Annotated in this window: 16 protein-coding genes; 13 read left to right on the top strand and 3 right to left on the bottom strand. The window is 59.2% G+C overall.

What is annotated here, in order from left to right:
* Nucleotides 1–20 precede the first annotated feature (20 nt).
* The 6 genes from DXB44_RS07170 (at nucleotide 21) to DXB44_RS07195 (ending at nucleotide 6392) form a co-directional block, all read left to right on the top strand.
* Complete coding sequence (locus DXB44_RS07170) at nucleotides 21–935, top strand: MetQ/NlpA family ABC transporter substrate-binding protein (protein WP_118658215.1); 915 nt, start codon at nucleotides 21–23, stop codon at nucleotides 933–935.
* 181 nt (nucleotides 936–1116) lie between these two features.
* On the top strand, nucleotides 1117–2130 hold the full coding sequence (locus DXB44_RS07175; RefSeq protein WP_118658216.1) for an ATP-binding cassette domain-containing protein: 1014 nt from the start codon (nucleotides 1117–1119) through the stop codon (nucleotides 2128–2130).
* Entirely contained in the window at nucleotides 2127–2783 is a 657-nt protein-coding gene (locus DXB44_RS07180; RefSeq protein WP_113992408.1) for a methionine ABC transporter permease, read from the top strand. Before DXB44_RS07175 ends, DXB44_RS07180 begins: the two co-directional genes overlap by 4 nt.
* Nucleotides 2784–2875: 92 nt before the next feature.
* Nucleotides 2876–4150, top strand: coding sequence for an O-acetylhomoserine aminocarboxypropyltransferase/cysteine synthase family protein (locus DXB44_RS07185; protein WP_118658217.1), 1275 nt, complete (start codon nucleotides 2876–2878; stop codon nucleotides 4148–4150).
* Nucleotides 4151–4166: 16 nt separating this feature from the next.
* Nucleotides 4167–5105, top strand: a complete 939-nt coding sequence (gene metA, locus DXB44_RS07190; RefSeq protein WP_118658218.1) for a homoserine O-succinyltransferase — start codon at nucleotides 4167–4169, stop codon at nucleotides 5103–5105.
* Between the two features lie 138 nt (nucleotides 5106–5243).
* Nucleotides 5244–6392 carry an acyltransferase family protein gene (locus DXB44_RS07195; protein ID WP_118658219.1) on the top strand — a complete coding sequence of 383 codons (1149 nt, stop codon included), beginning with the start codon at nucleotides 5244–5246 and terminating at the stop codon, nucleotides 6390–6392.
* 90 nt (nucleotides 6393–6482) lie between these two features.
* Here DXB44_RS07195 and DXB44_RS07200 read toward each other — a convergent pair whose 3' ends face one another.
* From DXB44_RS07200 to DXB44_RS07210, 3 genes are read right to left on the bottom strand one after another with little or no spacing between them, the layout of a single operon-like run.
* Complete coding sequence (locus tag DXB44_RS07200) at nucleotides 6483–7067, bottom strand: flavin reductase family protein (RefSeq protein WP_055186157.1); 585 nt, start codon at nucleotides 7065–7067, stop codon at nucleotides 6483–6485.
* Nucleotides 7064–8044, bottom strand: a complete 981-nt coding sequence (locus tag DXB44_RS07205; RefSeq protein WP_055186158.1) for a glycosyltransferase family 2 protein — start codon at nucleotides 8042–8044, stop codon at nucleotides 7064–7066. The genes DXB44_RS07200 and DXB44_RS07205 overlap by 4 nt, the downstream gene beginning before the upstream one ends.
* Nucleotides 8045–8084: 40 nt before the next feature.
* Nucleotides 8085–8765, bottom strand: a complete 681-nt coding sequence (locus DXB44_RS07210; protein ID WP_118658220.1) for a Crp/Fnr family transcriptional regulator — start codon at nucleotides 8763–8765, stop codon at nucleotides 8085–8087.
* Nucleotides 8766–8950: 185 nt separating this feature from the next.
* On the opposite strand from DXB44_RS07210, the gene DXB44_RS07215 reads away from it, so the two are divergent.
* From DXB44_RS07215 to DXB44_RS07250, 7 genes are all read left to right on the top strand, one after another.
* Complete coding sequence (locus DXB44_RS07215) at nucleotides 8951–10003, top strand: MqnA/MqnD/SBP family protein (protein WP_118658221.1); 1053 nt, start codon at nucleotides 8951–8953, stop codon at nucleotides 10001–10003.
* 745 nt (nucleotides 10004–10748) lie between these two features.
* Complete coding sequence (locus DXB44_RS07225; protein WP_118658222.1) at nucleotides 10749–12233, top strand: C69 family dipeptidase; 1485 nt, start codon at nucleotides 10749–10751, stop codon at nucleotides 12231–12233.
* Between the two features lie 284 nt (nucleotides 12234–12517).
* Nucleotides 12518–13273, top strand: a complete 756-nt coding sequence (locus DXB44_RS07230; protein ID WP_118658223.1) for a DeoR/GlpR family DNA-binding transcription regulator — start codon at nucleotides 12518–12520, stop codon at nucleotides 13271–13273.
* Nucleotides 13270–14175: a 1-phosphofructokinase gene (gene pfkB, locus DXB44_RS07235; RefSeq protein WP_118658224.1), complete on the top strand. Its 906-nt coding sequence runs from the start codon at nucleotides 13270–13272 to the stop codon at nucleotides 14173–14175. The genes DXB44_RS07230 and pfkB overlap by 4 nt, the downstream gene beginning before the upstream one ends.
* Before the next feature lie 30 nt (nucleotides 14176–14205).
* Nucleotides 14206–16134, top strand: a complete 1929-nt coding sequence (locus DXB44_RS07240; RefSeq protein WP_118658225.1) for a fructose-specific PTS transporter subunit EIIC — start codon at nucleotides 14206–14208, stop codon at nucleotides 16132–16134.
* A gap of 215 nt (nucleotides 16135–16349) precedes the next feature.
* Complete coding sequence (locus DXB44_RS07245; RefSeq protein WP_118658226.1) at nucleotides 16350–17846, top strand: MFS transporter; 1497 nt, start codon at nucleotides 16350–16352, stop codon at nucleotides 17844–17846.
* A 179-nt stretch (nucleotides 17847–18025) separates the two neighbouring features.
* Nucleotides 18026–19519: a DUF1846 domain-containing protein gene (locus DXB44_RS07250; RefSeq protein ID WP_118658227.1), complete on the top strand. Its 1494-nt coding sequence runs from the start codon at nucleotides 18026–18028 to the stop codon at nucleotides 19517–19519.
* Nucleotides 19520–19566: the final 47 nt, after the last annotated feature.

Below are 19566 nucleotides of genomic sequence, written 5' to 3' on the forward strand. Positions count from 1 at the left end.
AATAGAGAGGGAACAAAACTATGATTACTCGTCGCGATTTTCTGAAAGTTACCGGTGTGGCAGCCGCAGCCGCTGCCCTGACTGCCTGCGGTGGTTCTTCTTCCACTGCTTCTTCCGCCGCTGCATCCGGCAGCGTGGCATCCTCTGCCGCAGCTAAGCTGGATAAGATCAAGGTGGCTGTGCCCAACGATACCACCAACGAGGCTCGTGCCCTGACCCTGCTGGAGAAGAACGGCTTCTTCAAGCTGAAGGCAGATGCCGGCCTGACCGCCACCAAGAACGACATCGAGGAGAACCCCCTGAATGTCACCGTGGACGAGGTGGAGGCCGCTCAGGTGCCCAACGTCCTGCAGGACGAGGACTACGCCGTCATCAACTCCAACTACGCCATCTCTGCCGGTCTGAACCCCATGACCGATGCACTGGCCATGGAGGACGGCTCTTCTGCTTACGTCAACATTCTGGTGTGCAAGGACGGCAATCAGGAGGAGCCTAAGATCAAGGCTCTGGCTGCTGCCCTGCAGAGCCAGAAGGTGAAGGACTTCATGGACGAGACCTACAAGGGCTCCGTGGTGTCCGTTGTGGAGAACCCCACCGACGGCTATGATTCCACTGTGGACTATGACGCTCTGAACGGCCAGACCGTCAGCTGCGCCGCTACTCCCGCTCCCCACTGCGAGGTGCTGGAGGTGTGCAAGGAGATCCTTGCCGCCAAGGGCATCACGCTGGATATTCAGGAGTACGACGACTATGTGATCCCCAACCAGATCGTCGAGGACGGTCAGGTAGACACCAACTACTTCCAGCATCAGCCGTATCTGGACAACTTCAACGCCGAAAAGGGTACCCATCTGGTCACTGTTGCCGGTATTCACGTAGAGCCCATGGGCGTCTACGGCGGCAAGCAGGACAGTCTGGCACCCATCGAGGGTTAAGAAGCCGTTTTCATAAGCATTGCACACCGGCTGAACGGTCTTTTTACTCGCATACTGCGTTGCTTTCCCTTGCAATCCAGCAAGGATTGCTGCGAAAAATCGCCTTGTCTGCGGGCAAAAATCCTCGCCATCCGGCGCACCCGCTTACGAAAACAACTTCCAAGCTAAAGGAGCAATTTCTGTGATCGAACTCAAGTACCTTTCCAAGACCTTCCAGATGAAGGATGGCGCGGTGAAAGCGCTGCAAAACATCAACCTCACCATTCCCGATGGCGCAATCTACGGCATCATCGGCATGTCCGGTGCGGGCAAATCCACGCTGGTGCGCTGCATCAACCTGCTGGAGCGCCCCACCGGCGGCAGCGTGGTGATCGACGGCGTGGCAATGGAGACTTTGTCTCCCGCCTCGCTGCGCAAGCGTCGCCGGGAGATCACCATGATCTTCCAGCAGTTCAATCTGCTTATGCAGCGCACCTGCCTGAAGAACGTCTGCTTCCCCATGGAGCTGGCAGGCGTAAAGAAGGCGGAGGCGGAAAAGCGTGCCATGGAGCTGCTGGAGATGGTGGGTCTGCCGGATAAGGCAAACGCCTACCCGGCACAGCTGTCCGGCGGTCAGAAGCAGCGCATCGCCATTGCCCGCGCACTGGCAACCAACCCCAAGGTGCTGCTGTGCGATGAGGCCACCAGTGCGCTGGACCCCAACACCACCCACTCCATCCTGACCCTGATCAAGGATATCAACCGCAAGCTGGGCATCACCGTTGTGGTCATTACCCACCAGATGAGCGTGGTGGAGGAGATCTGCGACAGCGTGGCCATTCTGGACGGCGGTGTGGTCGTGGAACAGGGCTCGGTACAGGAAATTTTTGCAAACCCCAAAACGGCAGCCGCCAAGCGTCTGGTGGCGCCCAACGGCGGCAGCGCAGCGCGGGATCTTTCCTGCTTTGCGCCGGATGACCATGTGGTGCGCGTTACCTTTAATGGTTCCTCCACCGCAAAGCCACTGGTGGCAAGCCTTGCCGCCGAAAAAGGCATTCTGGTGTCGGTGCTCAGCGCCGATACCCGTGATCTGAGCGGCCAGTGCTACGGCTCCATGCTGCTCAAGCTGCCCGCAGAGCTTGCGGTCGCACAGCAGGCTATGGAATATATGCGCAGCCAGTCTGGCGTAACGGTAGAGGAGGTGACCGGTATATGAATATCGCAGATTACGGCTTTGCCATCTGGGAGACCTTTTATGTAACGGTGCTCTCCACCGCCTTTGCGCTGGTGCTGGGTCTGCCGCTGGGTGTGCTGCTGGTAGCCGGTGACAAGGATGGCATTCTGCCTCTGCCCGGCTGGCTGATGCACCTGATCAACATCGTCATCAACATTCTGCGCAGCGTGCCTTTCCTGATCCTGATGATCTGTGTATTCCCGCTTACCCGCGCCATCGTGGGCACTACGGTGGGCACCAAGGCCACCGTAGTTCCGCTGGTGGTCGCCGCCTTCCCCTTTGTGGCACGTCTGGTGGAGACCAGCCTGCGGGAGCTGGACGAGGGCGTGGTGGAAGCTGCTCAGAGCATGGGCGCTACTCCTTTCCAGATCATCACCAAGGTCATGATCCCGGAGTGCCTGCCCGGCCTGATCTCCAGCATGACCACCGCGCTGACCACTATTCTGGGCTACTCCGCCATGTCCGGCGTCATCGGCGGCGGCGGTCTGGGCAAGATCGCTTTGTCCTACGGCTACTACCGCTACCAGACCAACATCATGATCGTCTGTGTGGTGCTGCTGGTGCTGATGGTGCAGGCGTTCCAGTCTGTGGGTACCCTGTGGGCCACCAAGAGCGATAAGCGCCTGCGGAAATAAGAAGCTTTGATTTTTCGATTCCCCGCCGGAGGCAGCCCCTCCTGCGGGGAATCGTCCTTCCCGACCAAAAAACCAGCAAAGGAGTATGTTGTATGAACCGTGATACCATCTGTGTACAGGGCGGCTACACCCCCGGCAACGGCGAACCCCGCCAGATCCCCATCATTCAGTCCACCACCTTCAAGTACGCCACCAGCGAGGACATGGGCAAGCTGTTCGATCTGGAGGCAGACGGCTATTTCTATTCCCGTCTGCAGAACCCTACCTGCGACATGGTAGCCAAAAAGATCTGCGAGCTGGAAGGCGGCACTGCCGCCATGCTTACCTCCAGCGGACAGGCCGCAAACTTCTTTGCCCTGTTCAATATCTGCGAGGCCGGAGACCACATCGTAGCCTCCAGCACCATCTACGGCGGCACCTTCAACCTCATCTCGGTCACCATGGCTAAAATGGGCATCACCGCCACCTTCGTGGACCCTCTGTGCACCGAGGAGGAGCTGAACGCCGCCTTCCGGCCCAACACCAAGGTGGTGTTCGGCGAGACCATCGCAAACCCCGCCCTGACCGTGCTGGACATTGAAAAGTTTGCCAAGGCCGCCCACGCCCACGGCGTACCGCTGATGGTGGACAACACCTTCCCCACGCCGGTCAACTGCCGCCCCTTTGAGTGGGGCGCGGACATCGTGACCCACTCCACCACCAAGTACATGGACGGCCACGGCGCAGTGCTGGGCGGTGCCATCGTGGACGGCGGCAAATTCGACTGGATGGCGCACGCCGACAAGTTCCCGGGTCTGTGCACCCCGGACGACAGCTACCACGGCATTACCTACGCCGAGCGCTTTGGCAAGGAGGGTGCCTTCATCACCAAGGCTACCGCGCAGCTCATGCGGGACTTCGGCTCCATGCAGTCCCCCATGAACGCCTATATGTTGAACCTTGGTCTGGAAAGCCTGCACGTTCGGATGCAGCGCCACTGCGCCAACGGCATGGCAGTGGCACAGTTCTTGGAGAACCACCCCAAGGTGGCCTATGTGAACTACTGTGGGCTGGAAAGCAGCCCCTACCATGCACTGGCGCAGAAGTACCTGCCCAATGGCAGCTGCGGCGTCGTGAGCTTTGGTCTGGCGGGTGGACGTCAGGCCGCCAGCACCTTTATGAAGGAGCTGAAGCTTGCCGCCATCGAGACCCATGTGGCGGATGCCCGCACCTGCTGCCTGAACCCTGCCTCCAGCACCCACCGCCAGATGAACGACGAGCAGCTGGCTGCCGCCGGTGTGCCCGCCGAGCTGGTGCGCATGAGCTGCGGTCTGGAATCTGCCGAGGACCTCATCGCCGATATCGCGCAGGCACTGGATAAGGTATGAAAGGAGCAACCATCCTATGCCGCTGATCATCCCCAAGACCTTACCTGCCTTTGATGCCCTGTATGAGGAAAACGTTTTTGTCATGCACCGGGAGCGGGCGCTGGCGCAGCATATCCGTCCGCTGGAGATCCTGATCCTGAACCTGATGCCCACTAAGATCGCCACCGAGACCCAGATCGCCCGGCTGCTGGCCAACACCCCGCTGCAGGTACACATGACCCTGCTGCAAACTGCCAGCCACTCTGCCACCCATGTGTCGGCTGCCCACCTTGAGGCCTTTTACAAGACCTTTGACGAGGTGAAGAACAACCGCTATGATGGCATGATCATCACCGGCGCGCCGGTGGAGACCATGGATTTTGAGCAGGTGGACTACTGGAACGAGCTGTGCGAGATCATGGACTTCAGCGAAACGAACGTCTACTCCACCCTCCATGTCTGCTGGGGCGCACAGGCCGGGCTGTACTACCACTACGGCGTGCGCAAGCAGTTGCTGCCGGAAAAGATGTTCGGCGTGTTCGAGCACCGGGTCACCCGCCCGGCAAACCCGCTTGTGCGCGGCTTTGATGAGGTGTTCTATGCTCCCCACAGCCGCCACACTGGCATCTGCCGGGAGGATGTGGACAACTGCGCCGCCCTGCGCATTCTGGCCGAGAGTGACGCCGCCGGACCCTTCCTCATGAGCACCGAGAACGGGCGGCAGATCTTTGTCACCGGTCACCCGGAGTATGATAAATACACGCTGGATGCCGAGTATAAGCGGGACGTAGCCAAGGGTCTGCCCATCCATGTGCCCGTCAACTACTACCCGGACGACGACCCCGCAAAGCCGCCGCTGTTCCGATGGCGCGCCCACGCCCACCTGCTGTACGAAAACTGGCTCAACTACTACGTTTACCAGAACACCCCCTACGACCTGGGGGATATCCAGCGGGTCAAGCACGAAGAAGCATAAGAAACATCAGAAGCCGCCGTGCAGAAAAAACTGCCCGGCGGCTTTTCTGTACAGGCAGGTATTGTATGAAAAAAGTACAGGTGGTACAATAAAATACATAGATCGCCTGAAAAAGGCGAAAACAGAAAGGGTGAGGTCATGGAACAAAAAGTTTTTGCGGACAAAAGCAGAATGCGGGATTCCGGCGTTGAGCTTTTAAAGATCATTGCGGTCATTCTGATCGTAATCAGCCATGTGGTGCTGACACTGATAACGGAAAATGAATATATTCCGTATAGCGACTACATTCTGGATTGTACCCATGCAACGACCAGCATAACAGTTCTGCTTTTAGCGGTCATGCGGCATTTTGGCGCGCTGGGGAACTGGATCTTCTTCGTTGCTTCTGCATGGTTTTTGCTGGACAGCACAAAAGCGTCCGGCAAGAAAATGATGGGGATGCTGCTGGATATCTGGGTGATCTCCGTCCTGCTCCTTGGAATAACGCTTTTGATCCGGGGTGAGGTAAGCGGTAAACTTTTCATTTTTTCGCTTTTCCCAACGCTCTTTGCAAATAACTGGTATTTGACCTGCTATCTGCTATTCTATCCCATCCATCCGTATTTGAACCGTCTGATCGCCGCGATGACGCAAAAAGAACATCTGAAGGTGGTTTCTGTACTGGCGGTACTGTATATCGGCTTTAACTTTATAAAAGACAGTTTTTTCTTCCCGAATATGCTGCTTCTCTGGATCAGCGTATATCTGATCGTTGCCTACATCAAGCGCTATTGTATGGAGCTGTATTCCAGCGCAAAAGTGAATGGCATCCTGCTGCTGTGCGGTGCGGCGGGGGCAGTGGGCATCGTGGTTCTGACTGACCTGCTTGGATTGAAGATCGCTGCGCTGTCGGATCAGCTTTTGCGGTGGGTGAGCAATTTTAATCTTTTTTTGATCCTGATCGCCATTGCGGCGTTTGGGCTGGCCAGAAAGAACCACTTTAAAAATAAAAGGGTAAATCACATTGCAAAGTGTTCTATGCTGATCTATATCATCCATGAAAACATTTTGCTGCGAACCTATGCAAGACCCTATCTCTGGCACTGCATTTTTAACCGGTACGGGTATGCCCATCTGTTTTTGTGGGTCTTTTTGTACTCAGCTGGCTGGCTGCTTGCAGCACTTGTGCTCAGCCTGCTTTACGAAAAGAGTATTCAAAAGATAACAGCAAGGGTAAGTGAAAAAATGCTGAAATGGATGGGCAGCTGGTATCAAAAATATGAGGCTGCCATGCTGAAACTGCATTGATAAGACCGCAGCCTGCCCGGACTTGATCCCGTAAAAAAGGAACCCTCTCAAAGCAAAAACTTTGCAGAGGGTTCCTTTTTGCATGATGGATTATTTTTTGTGCTTTGCGGGCTTTTTCTTCCGCACGCTGTAACCAAAGGTGCCCAGTTTTTTGCCAAGCGCCAGATACTCGCCGTGGCTGTACACAATGAGGTTTGCCTTGTCCAGACACAGCTTGCCTTTTTCGTCCAGCAGGCTCTCGTCCACATCGCAGGCCACCACCTCGGCTAAAAACAGGTCGTGGCTGCCCAGCGGGATGCGCTGGGTGATGCGGCATTCCAGATTGACCGGGCTTTCCTCCAGCACCGGGCAGTCGGTCAGCACGCTGCCGGGTGCTGCGTGCAGGCCGCAGGCGGCAAACTTGTCCACATCGCGGCCGCTCTTCACACCGCACCAGTCAATGGCGCGCACCAGCTTTTCAGTGGGCAGGTTGATGGCGAACTGCCCGCGCTCGCACAGCAGCTGATGGCTGTACCGCTCCGGGCGCACGCTGATGGATACCATGCTGGGCTGGGTGCAGATGGTGCCTGTCCAGCCGATGGTGATAAGGTTGGGTTTATCCAGCCCACCGCAGGATACCAGTACCGGCGGTTCCGGGTTCAGAAGGGTGCTGCCCTTCCAGCTTTGCTTACTCATCCGTGATATTTCCTTTCGTAGGGAGCCCATGTGCGCTCCGAGATGATATAGCGCGGGCGGGCTTTGGTTTCCATATAGATCTTGCCGATATACTCGCCGATCACGCCCAGACACACCAGCTGTACGCCGCCCATAAAGCAGACGATGCAGACGGTAGAGGCCCAGCCTGCCACGCTGCTGCCCATGGCGGCGCACACGATGGCCCAGATGACCCCGATAAAGCTGACAAGGCTCACCACGATGCCCGCTCCGGTGATGATGCGGATGGGTTTGTTGGAAAGGCTGGTAATGCCGTCAAAAGCCAGCGCCAGCATCTTGCTCAGGGGGTAGTGGCTCTCACCGGCCAAGCGCTCGTGGCGCTCATAGGTGACCACATCATGGGCAAAGCCCACCAGCGGCACCATGCCCCGCAAAAAGATGTTGACCTCTTTGTAATCCGCAAAGCTTTCCAGCACGCGGGTGCTGATCAGGCGGTAGTCTGCGTGATTGAACACGATATCCGCGCCCAAGGCGTTCATCACATGATAAAAGCCCTCGGCGGTGAACCGTTTAAAGAAGGTGTCGGTGTCCCGGCGGCTGCGCACACCGTACACCACCTCGGCACCGTCCAGATACTTTTTCACCATCTCGTCCATGGCGTTGATGTCGTCCTGACCGTCGCAGTCGATGGAGATGGTAATGTCGCAGCTGTCGCTGTGCAGTGCCTCCATCAGCCCCGCCAGCACGGCGTTCTGGTGGCCGCGGTTGCGGCTTTGGGAGATGCCGATATAGTGCTCGTCCTGTGCGGCAAAGCCTTGGATCAGCTCCCACGTTTTGTCGCGGGAGCCATCGTTGACAAAGAGCACCCGGCTTTTATCGCTGACCAGCCCCTGTGCGGTCAGACTGTGGATCTTTTCCAGAAACATGGGTGCTGTAATGGGCAGCACCTGCTCCTCGTTATAGCAGGGGATCACGATCCAGAGAACAGGTTTGGACATTGCTTGATTGCTCCTTAAATATAAGATAGTTGGCAAAAGGCTACTGCACCATCTGCTGCAGGGCGTCCGGCTCCAGCAGCTTGAAGCTGCTGCGGTAGGTATCGATGAGCCCTTCCCTCTGCATGGTGCTCAGCTCCCGGGAAAGGGCGCTGCGGTCGCAGTTGAGATAGTCCGCCAGCTGGATGCGGGAGAAGGGGATGCTGAAGGTCAGGCTGTGGGCGCAGGCGGCCTCGCTGAGCAGATAAGCCGCCACCTTGGCGCGCAGGCTCTTCATCACCAGCAGGTCGATGCGGTGGGAGAGGGAAAAATATTTATCGCTGATAGTGCGCACAAGGTTCTGCACCACACGCTGGTGGGCGGGGCTGCCGTCCGAGAGCAGCAGCCGCTCGTAGGGCAGCAGCAGCACCTCGCAGGGGGCAGCAGCCAGCACGGTGACCGGGCTGGACAGGCTGGAACCGCCCAGCACGTCCCCGAACACCCCGCCCGGCTCTACCCGGGCAATCGGGATGCGCACCCCGCCCGGTGCCGGGCGGTAGGCCTCCAACTCGCCGGACAGCACGATGCCTACCCGGCGGCTGGGCTCCCCCGCAAGCACAAGGGCTTCGCCTTTGCCGTAGCTGCGCACGCTTGCCCCCAGCCGGGACAGCAGCGTGCTGAGCTCCGCAGCGGAAAGACCCGCAAACAGCGTGGTGGTTTGTAACAGCGGCAGATAATTATTCATCGCAACTCCGCAGAGAAGATAGTGTTCTCCGCAGCCTCCTGCAATTGCGTTGCACACGCAACGGTATTTTTACCCCTATTATAGTAAACTGGAACGCGCAAAGCAAATGATTTTGCAAAATTTTTCAAAAAAGGCCGGTTTCCGTCCCCGCAGCGGGGCGTGCCGGGTGTGAAAAGGAGTATTTCATGAAAAAGATCCTGTCCTTACTGCTGGCATTCAGCCTTGCGCTGAGCCTTGCAGCCTGCGGCGGCAGCGCAAGCTCTGCCGCTTCCAGCACGGCGGTGTCCGAGGCTGCTTCCTCTGCGGCTGCTTCCGAGGAAGAGGCCGCCGCACCGCTGTCTGCCACCGAGCCGCTGCGCATCGCCGGGCTGAAGGGCCCCACCACCATGGGGCTGGTCAACCTGCTGTCGATGGAGCAGGCCGGTACCGCCGCCATGGACTACGATTTGCAGCTCTACGGCGCTGCGGATGAGATCGTGCCGCTGCTCATCAAGGGCGAGCTGGACATGGCCGCTATCCCGGCCAATCTGGCGGCGACCCTGTACCAGAAAACAAATGGCGGCATTCAGGCCGTGGCGGTGAACACCTTGGGCGTTTTGTATGTGGTAGAGCAGGGCGACACCGTCCACAGCATGGCCGACCTCAAGGGCCGCACCATCCTGTCCACCGGCAAGGGCACTACCCCGGAGTATGTGCTGCGCTATCTGCTTACCGCCAACGGTCTTGACCCGGACAAGGATGTGGACATCCAGTATTACAGCGAAGCTACCGAGGTGACCGCCCAGATGGCCAGTACGCAGGACGCCATTGCGGTGCTGCCCCAGCCCTATGTGACCGCTGCCGGATTGAAGGACGACACCCTGCGGGTAGCCCTTGACCTGACTGCCGAGTGGGACAAGGTGGCAGACACCCAGCTGATCACCGGTGTGACCGTGGTGCGCAAGGCTTACGCTGAGGAGCACCCGGATGTGGTAGCTGCTTTTCTGGCAGACTATGCCCAGAGCGTGAACGCCGCCAACACCGATCTGGATGGCACCGCCGCGCTGTGTGAGGAGCAGGGCGTGGTGGCAAAAGCCGCCATTGCCAAAAAGGCACTGCCCAACTGCAACATCGTCTGCCTGACCGGCGAGGAACTGAAGGCAGACGTCTCCGGTTACCTGCAGGTGCTCTACGATGCCGACCCTGCCGCCGTGGGTGGTGCGCTGCCCGGCGAGGACTTCTACTGGGCAGTCCAGTAACAGCCTGAAATAGCATTCCATCTCCCGCCGCTCTGCCGTGGTACGCAGCGCGGCGGTTTTTGTTGGAAAACGATTTTGAATGGCTTCCGCTGGGAGAGTTTCTGCTTGCCGCAAGCGTGCAAAGACGCTCCGCTGGGCCAGAGGCAGGGAGGGGTGTTCCGACTCCCCCCTCCCTACCTCTGGACTCCACCCACCCCGCAACGGGTCAAGGGCTACACGCCCTTGACAAACCTAAAGAAGAAGTCGAAGCACAAAAAAGCTAGCGCTGCGCCAGTCGGCGCTATCGCTTTAACGCTTTTTTCGCTTCTCCATTTATAACCCCTCAGTCGCTACGCGACAGCTCCCCCAAGGGGGAGCGGGCACACCCGCAAACTTTGCGCTTTAGCCCGAAACCTTCCCGCCATGCCAAGGGCTCCCTCTCCGAGGGAGCTGGCAAAACCGTCAGGTTTTGACTGAGGGAGTTCGTTCCAAACCCTCCCGTGAAAAGGCAAATCTGGAAAATCCGCGTTTGCGTAGCAATGAAAGCCCCAGTGGGGCTTTTAAGCGGCAGAGCGGTCTGCGTTAGCAGATGGAGGGGCTTTGCCCCGACAAGCTCCGCAGATTTTCCAGAATTGCAAAATAAAAATAATCCTTCCGCTGAACATGGCCAGAGCGCCAGCGGAGGCCATTTTAAATCGTCCCGGTTGCAATTCTGCTGCAAAAGTTCTACAATAGAGGCACATTATAGAATATGGAGGGAAAACCTATGGCTTGCACTACCATTCTGGTCGGCAAGGCAGCATCGTACGATGGCTCTACCATGATCGCCCGCAACGATGACTCCGGCTCCGGCCATTTCACCGCTAAAAAATTCACTGTGATCCACCCGGAGGATCTGCCCAAGACCTACCGCAGCGTCCTCTCCCATGTGGAGATCCCTCTGCCGGAGGGCGCACTGCGGTTTACCGCCATGCCCAACGCCGTGGAGGGCAAGGGCATCTGGGCAGCCTCCGGTGTCAATGCCGCCAACGTGGGCATGACCGCCACCGAGACCATCACCTCCAACCCCCGCGTGCTGGGCGCAGACCCGCTGGTGGAGTATCAGCCCGCCAAGGGTGAAAAGCCCGAGGTGCCCGGCGGCATTGGCGAGGAGGATATCGTCTATCTGGTGCTGCCCTATATCCACTCTGCCCGCGAGGGCGTGCTGCGTCTGGGCAGTTTGCTGGAACAGTACGGTACTTACGAGATGAACGGCATCGCTTTTCAGGACGTAAACGAGATCTGGTGGCTGGAGACCATCGGCGGTCACCACTGGATCGCCCGCCGTGTGCCGGACGATGTGTATGTGGTCATGCCCAACCAGCTGGGCATCGACACCTTTGATCTGGAAGATGCCTTCGGCGCACAGGAAAATTACCTCTGCTCTGCCGACCTGCGGGAGTTCATTGCCAAGAATCACCTTGACCTCTCTTTGGACGGCGCGCTGAACCCCCGGGACGCCTTTGGCAGCCACGATGACGCCGACCACGTTTACAACACCCCCCGCGCATGGTATATGCTGCGCTACCTCAACCCCCGCACATGGGTGTGGGAGGGTGCTGACGCCGACTACACTCCCATGTCCGACGACCTGCCGTGGTGCACGGTGCCGGAGCGTAAGGTGACCCCGGAGGACATCAAGTATATGCTGTCCAGCCACTATCAGGGTACCCCCTACGATCCCTACCTGAGCTACGGCGACAAGTCCGCAAAGGGCGCATACCGCTCCATCGGCATCAACCGCAACGACTTTATGGCGCTTTTGCAGATGCGTCCCGACCAGCCGGAGGAATCCCGCGCAGTGGAGTGGGTGGCCTATGCCTCCAATGCCTTCAACAGCATGGTGCCCTTCTACGCCAACGTGGAGCGCACCCCGGAGTATCTGGCCAACACCACCGGCACCGTGTCCACTGATAACTTCTACTGGACCAGCCGCCTGATTGCCGCCATGGCAGACGCTTCCTATAATAAGTCTCTGTTCCACCTCGAGCGCTACGAGGAGGCCGTGCTCTCCGCTGCCCGCGCACTGGTGAACCAGTACGACGCAAAGCTTGCTGCCGAGCCGGACGCTGCCCGCCGTGCTGCCCTGCGGGAGGAAGCCAACACCGCTATTGCTGCCATGCTGCAGGAGAAGGCCGCCGACACGCTGGACAAAGTCCTGTTTGAACTGAGCAGCCAGATGAAGAATGCCTATTCCCGCTCGGATGCCTGATGTAAACCAGCCTGAGCACCAAAACCGGTCTCGACCGGTCACATAAACGCAGAAAAGACCACCGCATACACAAGTGCGGTGGTCTTTTTGCGCGCAAAAACGCTCTTGTATCCCAGGTTTTGGCAACGGTGCACAAAAATCGAAGGTATTTTTTGTGCACGAAAATGACTGAAACTGATTGATTTTGACAGCGCTTTTGCTATAATAAAGATGCAAACAACCAAAACACGCCAAGACCGTGCAAAACCGGTCAGGCGTGGGAAGGAAAGAAGGGGAAAGACACCATGCTGGCAGAGGAACGTTTTGCACTGATCTTAGAACAGCTGAACGAGAAACGCACCGTGACGGTGCAGCAGCTGTGCGAAGCACTGCACACCAGCGAATCCACCATCCGGCGCGATTTGACCGAGCTGGACCGGCAGGGAAGGCTGACCAAGGTGCACGGGGGAGCTACCCTGCCGGACAGCCGCTTTCTGGCAGACGAGCCCACCATGGAAGCCAAGGAGACGCTGGCGGTAACCGAAAAGCGCAGCATTGCCGCAGCCGCCGCAGCACTTATCACTGCCGAGGATTTTGTGTTCATTGACGCAGGCACCACCACGCTGGAGCTGGTGCGGGTGCTGGCGGGTGCGGCACTCAAGGCCACCTATGTGACCAACGGCGTGGCACACGCCCGGCTGCTGGCGCAGAAGGGTTGCCGGGTGTATCTGCCCGGCGGGCTGCTGCGTCCCCAGACCGAGGCCATCGTGGGCGCCCCGGCGGTCAGCAGCATCCAGCAGTATAACTTCACCAAAGCGTTTATGGGTGCCAATGGCGTGGCGCTGGAGGCGGGCTTTACCACCCCGGACCCCGAGGAAGCAGCCGTAAAGGCAGCAGCCGTCCACCGCGCAAGGGAAAGCTGGTTCCTTGTGGACGACGCCAAGTTTGCAAAGATCTACCCGGCGGTCATCACGGACCTGCACGGCGGTGCGATCCTGACCAACCGCTGCCCGAACCCCAAGTATAAGCAGCAAACATTTGTAAAGGAGACAGAAGTATGATCTATACCGTTACCTTTAACCCGGCCATCGACTATGTTGTGCGTCTGGACGCACCGCTGGAGGTGGGCGCAGTGAACCGCGCCCAAGGCGAGGATTGCGTGCTGGGCGGCAAGGGCATCAACGTGTCCGGCGTGCTGGCACAGCTGGGCTGCGAGAGCGTGGCGCTGGGCTTTGTGGCCGGTGAGACCGGCGCATGGCTGGAGCGCGGTCTGGCGGCACAGGGGCTTAAGACCGACTTTGTGCATCTGGAAAACGGCATGACCCGCATCAACGTCAAAATCAAGGCCGGGCAGGAGACCGAGCTGAACGGCGCAGGCCCTGCCATCCCGGAAAGTGCGTTGCAGCAGCTGGAAGCCCAGCTGGACAAGCTGACCGAGGGGGATATCCTCATTCTGGCGGGCAGCATCCCGGCAAGCCTGCCGCAGAGCGTCTACGAGCGGCTGCTGGCGCGGCTGCAGGGCAGGGGCGTGCGCGCCGTGGTGGATGCCACCCGCGACCTGCTGGTAAACGTGCTGCCCTACCACCCCTTCCTCATCAAGCCCAACAACCATGAGTTGGGCGAGATCGTGGGCAGGGTGCTGACCGGTGACGCCGAGATCGTGGCCGCTGCCCGTACTTTGCAGGAAAAGGGTGCCCGCAACGTGCTGGTAAGCATGGCCGGGGACGGTGCGCTGCTGCTGGACGAGCAGGGACAGGTGCACCGCATCGGCTGCCCCAAGGGCAAGGTGGTCAACAGCGTGGGCGCAGGCGACAGCATGGTTGCCGGCTTTGTGGCCGGGTATCTGCAAAGCGGCAGCTACGCGCAGGCGCTGCGTCTGGGCACGGCCTGCGGCAGCGCAACGGCCTTCAGCCTTGGGCTTGCCACAAAGGAGAAGATCGACGCGCTGCTGGCGCAGCTTTGATAGGATAAAAGGAATAAAGGAGGAACATTTATGCGCATCACCGAGTTATTCACCGCACAGTCCATTGCGCTGGACGAGGCGCTGCAAACGCAGGAGGAGATCCTGAGCCGACTGGTGGAACTGCAGGCTACCCACGGCAATATTACCGACAAGGAAGCCTACAAAAAGGCACTCTACGCCCGCGAGGCCGAGGGCTCTACCTATGTGGACAACGGCATCACTGTGCCCCACGCCAAGACCAATGTAGTTACCCGCCCCAGTCTGGCCGCTCTGCGGCTGAGCACCCCGGTGCAGTACAACGCCGAGGATGACGGCACCACCGACCTGCTGTTTGCCATTGCCGCCCCGGAAAACGGCAGCCTGCATGTGGATATGCTGGCCCGCATGATGCAGATGCTGATGAACGAGGACTTTGTGGAAAAGCTCAAAGCCGCCAAGACCCCCAAGGAGTTTTTGGAGTGCATCGACGCGCAGGAGGAAGCACAGTTCGGCGCAGAAAGCTTTACCCAGCAGGCCATCCCGCAGGACGGCTACCGCATTCTGGCTGTGACCGCCTGCGTCAACGGCATCGCCCACACCTACATGGCGGCAGAAGCGCTGACCAAGGCCGGTGACAAGCTGGGTCTGCCCACCAAGGTGGAGACCAATGGCTCGGACGGCGCAAAGAACATTCTGACCCGCGCCGAGATCGCCGCCTGTGACGGCATCATCGTAGCGGCGGAGAAAAAGGTGGAAACCGCTCGCTTCGACGGCAAGCCGGTGCTGTTCACCCGCGTGGATGACGGCATCCATAAGCCGGAGGAGCTCATTAAGAAAATCGCCCACGGCGAGGTGCCTGTGTACCATGCCGAGGGCGGCGCAGCAGCCGAGGATGACAGCTCTACCAAGGACAGCTTCGGCCGCAGCCTGTACAAGAACCTGATGAACGGCGTTTCCCACATGCTGCCCTTCGTGGTGGGCGGCGGCATCATGATCGCGCTGGCCTTCCTGCTGGATGATTACAGCATCAACCCCGCAAACTTCGGCATGAACACCCCCGTTGCCGCCTTCTTCAAGACGGTGGGCGGCGCAGCCTTTGGCTACATGCTGCCCATTCTGGCAGGCTTCATCGCCATGTCCATCGCCGACCGTCCGGGCCTTGCCGTAGGTTTTGCCGGCGGCGTGCTGGCCATGAACGGCACCAACTTCACCGACCTTGCCGCAGGCAGCACCACCGGCATCTCCGGCGGCTTCCTTGCAGCGCTGCTGGCCGGTTTTGCGGCGGGCTACATTGTGCAGTTCCTTAAAAAGATCACCGAAAAGCTGCCCGCCAGCCTGAACGGTATCCGGCCCATGCTCATCTACCCGCTGGGCGGCATTCTCATCGTGGGTGCGATGATGTGCGCAGTGAACCCGGTCATGGGCATGATCAACACCGCCATGACCGACTGGCTGAACGCACTGGGCGGCAGCTCCAAGGTGCTGCTGGGTGCTATCGTGGCCGGTATGATGAGCGTGGATATGGGCGGCCCGGTCAACAAGGCGGCCTACGTCTTTGGCACCGCAGCTCTTGCCTCCGGCAACTACGAAGTGATGGCCGCCGTCATGGTGGGCGGCATGGTGCCTCCCATCGCTATTGCCCTGTCCACCACCTTCTGCCCACGCAAGTGGACCCCGGACGAGCGCCGCAACGGCATCGTGAACTACGTCATGGGTCTGTGCTTCGTGTCCGAGGGCGCTATCCCCTATGCAGCAGCCGATCCGCTGCGTGTTCTGCCCAGCTGCGTTGTAGGCTCTGCGGTTGCCGGTGCACTCTCCATGACCTTCGGCTGTGCACTGCGCGCACCCCACGGCGGCATCTTCGTATTCCCGGTGGTGGATCACGCTGCGCTGTACTGCGTGGCGCTGGCTGTGGGCAGCGCACTGGGCGCAGTGATCCTGAGCCTTGTCAAAAAGACACAGCCTGCTGAGGCAAAGTAACAAGCCATTTTCTTTCTCCATACGGATGGTTCTTCATAAGAGCAAAGGGGACTGCCGCACACTGCGGCGGTCCCTTTTGCGTTTTCCGACCGTCTGCGGTAAAAAGATGTTTTTTGCACCGGACAGTTCCCCGGCGGTGGAAAATGTGCTATCATAGAAATGATAGGAATGTGTAAGACCCTGCACTTGCGGGGAGAAAGGAAACGATCTGTTCCATGCGCAGACAAAGCTTCTGGAACCACCGGTTCACCCGCACCCGGATCAAAAGCGAGAAGGTCCAGCTGCCGGAGATGCTCTTCGGCTATATTCTGGGCCCTATGGGTGCTTCCATCTCAGGCAGTATTTTCGGCAGCATCCTGCAAAGCTACTTTACCGATGTGCTCCGGTTGGATCTGCGGTTCCTCAGCCGGTTGCAGCTGGTGTCCACTGTGCTCATCGTGGCGGCAAACCTTCTGGTAGGGCAGCTGATCGAGCGCACCCGCGCCACGGCGGGCAAGGCAAGGCCGTGGCTGCTGCTTTCGGTGTTTACCTTTTCCTCTGCCAGCGTGCTCATGTTCATCGTGCCATTTCAGGGCATCGCGCGCATGGTGTGGATCGCCGTGGCGTACAACCTGTACTACTCTTTCGCATCCCCCATTTACAGCACAGCCAGCAGTATCATGATCTCGGTGTCCACCCGGGACAGCCGTCAGCGCGGGCTGCTGGCCTCCATCAATAGCATGGTGGGTCTGGGCGTGATGGGCACTTGCAGCATGGTGTTCCCCATGCTGGTGTCCTTTTTCCTCCGGGAAAATATCCACCGCTGGTTTTTCACCATGCTGGGTGTGGCGGTGTTCACCGGGCTTACCATCTACTTGCAGTTCGCCTTTACCCGGGAGCGTGTCACCGAGGAGCGCCGCATTCTGGAAGGCCTGTACGGGCCGGAAGATGAATTTGAAGCCGCTCGGCAGGCAGAAGCTCCCCCGCCGGAGCCTGTACGGGTGCAGCGGGTCTCGCTGCGCCGCCAGCTGCGGGCGGTGGCTACAGACCCCATGTGGTGGCTCATACTGGGCATATGCGTGCTGTTCCAGTGGAGCGGGTCTTTAAAAAACAGCACCATGACCTACTATTGCAAGTGGGTGGTGGACAACACCTTTTTGGGCAGCGCCGGTGCATGGGGTGCATCCCAATCCCTGCTGACCATGATGGGCGCGCTGCCCATGGCGCTGGCCTCGGTGCTGCTGGTGCCGCTGACCGACCGGTTCGGCAAGCGCAAGGTGTGCGGCTGGTTTCTGCTGCTGGGCGCTGCGGGCGGCGTCCTCGCGGGGCTGGGGCAGGGCAGACTGGTTCCTGTTGCCATTGGTGTTGCGCTCAAGTGCTTCGGCTCTGCGCCTACCTGCTGCCTGCTCCTTGCCATGGTGACCGATGTGGTGGACCATGTGGAGGGGCGCAGCGGCATCCGCACCGACGGGCTTACCATGTCGGTGTACAGTTCCCAGTCCGTGGCGGGCGGCTCGGTGATGAGTGCATTGTTCAACGGGGTGCTGGCGCGCACCGGCTATGACCAATGCGCCAGCACGGCGCTGGGCACTGCCGCCCAGAATGCCGCTGTGCGCCATGTGATCGCAGGCGGTTATATCTGGGTGGAAACGCTCAGCTATGTGGCGGCGGGGCTTTTGCTGCTGGCCTTCTGGAAGGTGGAAAAAGACCTTGCCGCCCGGCAAAAGACCTGACCCAAAACGGCATCTGCAACAAAAAACAGAACTTTGTACCGCCCAAAACGGCCTATCCTGCCGGAATTGTATTTCGTGCCTTGTTTTGCATTGCGCCCCACCCCGGGCTGTGGTATACTTATGCTTGTGATTTTAAAGTCCGGGTATGGTGTGCCCGGCCACCAGAGAGGAAACGAACGATGAAAATAGGATTTGACAACGACAAATATCTTGCGATGCAGTCTGAGCATATCCGCGAGCGCATCAAGAAGTTTGACAATAAGCTGTATCTGGAATTCGGCGGCAAGCTGTTCGACGATTACCACGCTTCCCGCGTGCTGCCCGGCTTTCAGCCGGACTCCAAGCTGCAGATGCTTTTGCAGCTCAAGGAGCAGGCCGAGATCGTCATCGTCATCAGCGCCGAGGACATCATCAGCAGCAAGGTGCGCGGCGACTACGGTATCACCTACGATCTGGACGTGCTGCGCCTCATCGACGCTTTTCAGGAGATGGGGCTGTATGTGGGCAGTGTGTGCGTGACCAAGTACACCGCCGCCGCCGAAGTGGAAGCCTTTGAAAAGCGGCTGAACAGTCTGGGCATCCGCACCTTCCGCCACTACAAGATCCCTGGCTACCCCAACGATGTGGCCCGCATTGTCAGCGACGAGGGCTACGGCCGCAACGAGTACATTGAGACCGAGCGCCCACTGGTGGTCATCACCGCACCCGGCCCCGGCAGCGGAAAAATGGCCGTCTGCCTGTCCCAGCTGTACCATGAATACAAGCGGGGCGTCAAGGCCGGTTACGCCAAGTTCGAGACCTTCCCCATCTGGAACATTCCCCTGAAGCATCCGGTCAATCTGGCCTACGAGGCCGCCACCGCAGACCTGAACGATGTGAACATGATCGACCCCTTCCATCTGGAAGCCTACGGCGTGACCACCGTGAACTACAACCGCGACATCGAGATCTTCCCGGTGGTGAATGCGATGTTCGAGCTGATTGCAGGCCAGAGCCCCTATAAGTCCCCCACGGATATGGGCGTGAACATGGCTGGCAACTGCATCGTGGACGATGCGGTCTGCTGCGAAGCCTCCCGCAAGGAGATCGTGCGCCGGTACTACAAGTGCCTGTGCGAGCAGAAGATCACCGGCACCGCCAAGGAGAGCGAGCGCTACAAGCTGGAGCTGCTGATGAATCAGGCCGGGCTGACCATGGGCGCCCGGGAAGTGGAAAAGCAGGCGCACGCCCGCAGCGAAGCCACCGGCGGCGCACCGGCTACTGCCATTGAGCTGAGCGACGGCACTGTCATCACCGGCAAGACCGGCCCGCTGCTGGGCGCTACCGCAAGCGCCCTGATCAATGCGCTCAAGTATCTGGCGGGCATCCCGCAGGAGACGGATCTGGTCAGCGCCGCTGCCATCGAGCCTATCCAGACCCTCAAGACCAACTATCTGGGCGGCAAGAACCCCCGTCTGCATACCGACGAGATTCTGATCGCCCTGTCCAGCTCTGCTGCTTCCAGCGAGCTTGCCGCAGCAGCTATGCACCAGCTGCCCAACCTCAAGGGCTGCGATGTGCACTCCACCGTGCTGCTTTCCAGCGTGGACAGCAGCACCCTGAACCGTCTGGGCATGTACCTGACCTGCGACCCCGTCTACGAGGAAGAGGATCGCAAGTACCATAAGCTGTAAAAATAAAAAAAACTGGTGAACACCCCGGTCAGCGCCGTCAGGCGCTG

Origin of the sequence: Faecalibacterium sp. OM04-11BH (genome assembly GCF_003482185.1) — a bacterium.
Lineage (GTDB): Bacteria > Bacillota > Clostridia > Oscillospirales > Ruminococcaceae > Faecalibacterium > Faecalibacterium tardum.

Excerpts from the sequence above, each read along its gene's own strand:
- metA (WP_118658218.1), top strand. The coding sequence starts at position 4,167 with ATGCCGCTGATCATCCCCAAGACCTTACCTGCCTTTGATGCCCTGTAT.
- DXB44_RS07210 (WP_118658220.1), bottom strand. The coding sequence starts at position 8,765 with ATGAATAATTATCTGCCGCTGTTACAAACCACCACGCTGTTTGCGGGT.
- DXB44_RS07180 (WP_113992408.1), top strand. The coding sequence starts at position 2,127 with ATGAATATCGCAGATTACGGCTTTGCCATCTGGGAGACCTTTTATGTA.
- DXB44_RS07215 (WP_118658221.1), top strand. The coding sequence starts at position 8,951 with ATGAAAAAGATCCTGTCCTTACTGCTGGCATTCAGCCTTGCGCTGAGC.
- DXB44_RS07195 (WP_118658219.1), top strand. The coding sequence starts at position 5,244 with ATGGAACAAAAAGTTTTTGCGGACAAAAGCAGAATGCGGGATTCCGGC.
- DXB44_RS07230 (WP_118658223.1), top strand. The coding sequence starts at position 12,518 with ATGCTGGCAGAGGAACGTTTTGCACTGATCTTAGAACAGCTGAACGAG.
- DXB44_RS07250 (WP_118658227.1), top strand. The coding sequence starts at position 18,026 with ATGAAAATAGGATTTGACAACGACAAATATCTTGCGATGCAGTCTGAG.
- DXB44_RS07225 (WP_118658222.1), top strand. The coding sequence starts at position 10,749 with ATGGCTTGCACTACCATTCTGGTCGGCAAGGCAGCATCGTACGATGGC.
- DXB44_RS07185 (WP_118658217.1), top strand. The coding sequence starts at position 2,876 with ATGAACCGTGATACCATCTGTGTACAGGGCGGCTACACCCCCGGCAAC.
- DXB44_RS07200 (WP_055186157.1), bottom strand. The coding sequence starts at position 7,067 with ATGAGTAAGCAAAGCTGGAAGGGCAGCACCCTTCTGAACCCGGAACCG.
- pfkB (WP_118658224.1), top strand. The coding sequence starts at position 13,270 with ATGATCTATACCGTTACCTTTAACCCGGCCATCGACTATGTTGTGCGT.
- DXB44_RS07240 (WP_118658225.1), top strand. The coding sequence starts at position 14,206 with ATGCGCATCACCGAGTTATTCACCGCACAGTCCATTGCGCTGGACGAG.
- DXB44_RS07205 (WP_055186158.1), bottom strand. The coding sequence starts at position 8,044 with ATGTCCAAACCTGTTCTCTGGATCGTGATCCCCTGCTATAACGAGGAG.
- DXB44_RS07245 (WP_118658226.1), top strand. The coding sequence starts at position 16,350 with ATGCGCAGACAAAGCTTCTGGAACCACCGGTTCACCCGCACCCGGATC.
- DXB44_RS07170 (WP_118658215.1), top strand. The coding sequence starts at position 21 with ATGATTACTCGTCGCGATTTTCTGAAAGTTACCGGTGTGGCAGCCGCA.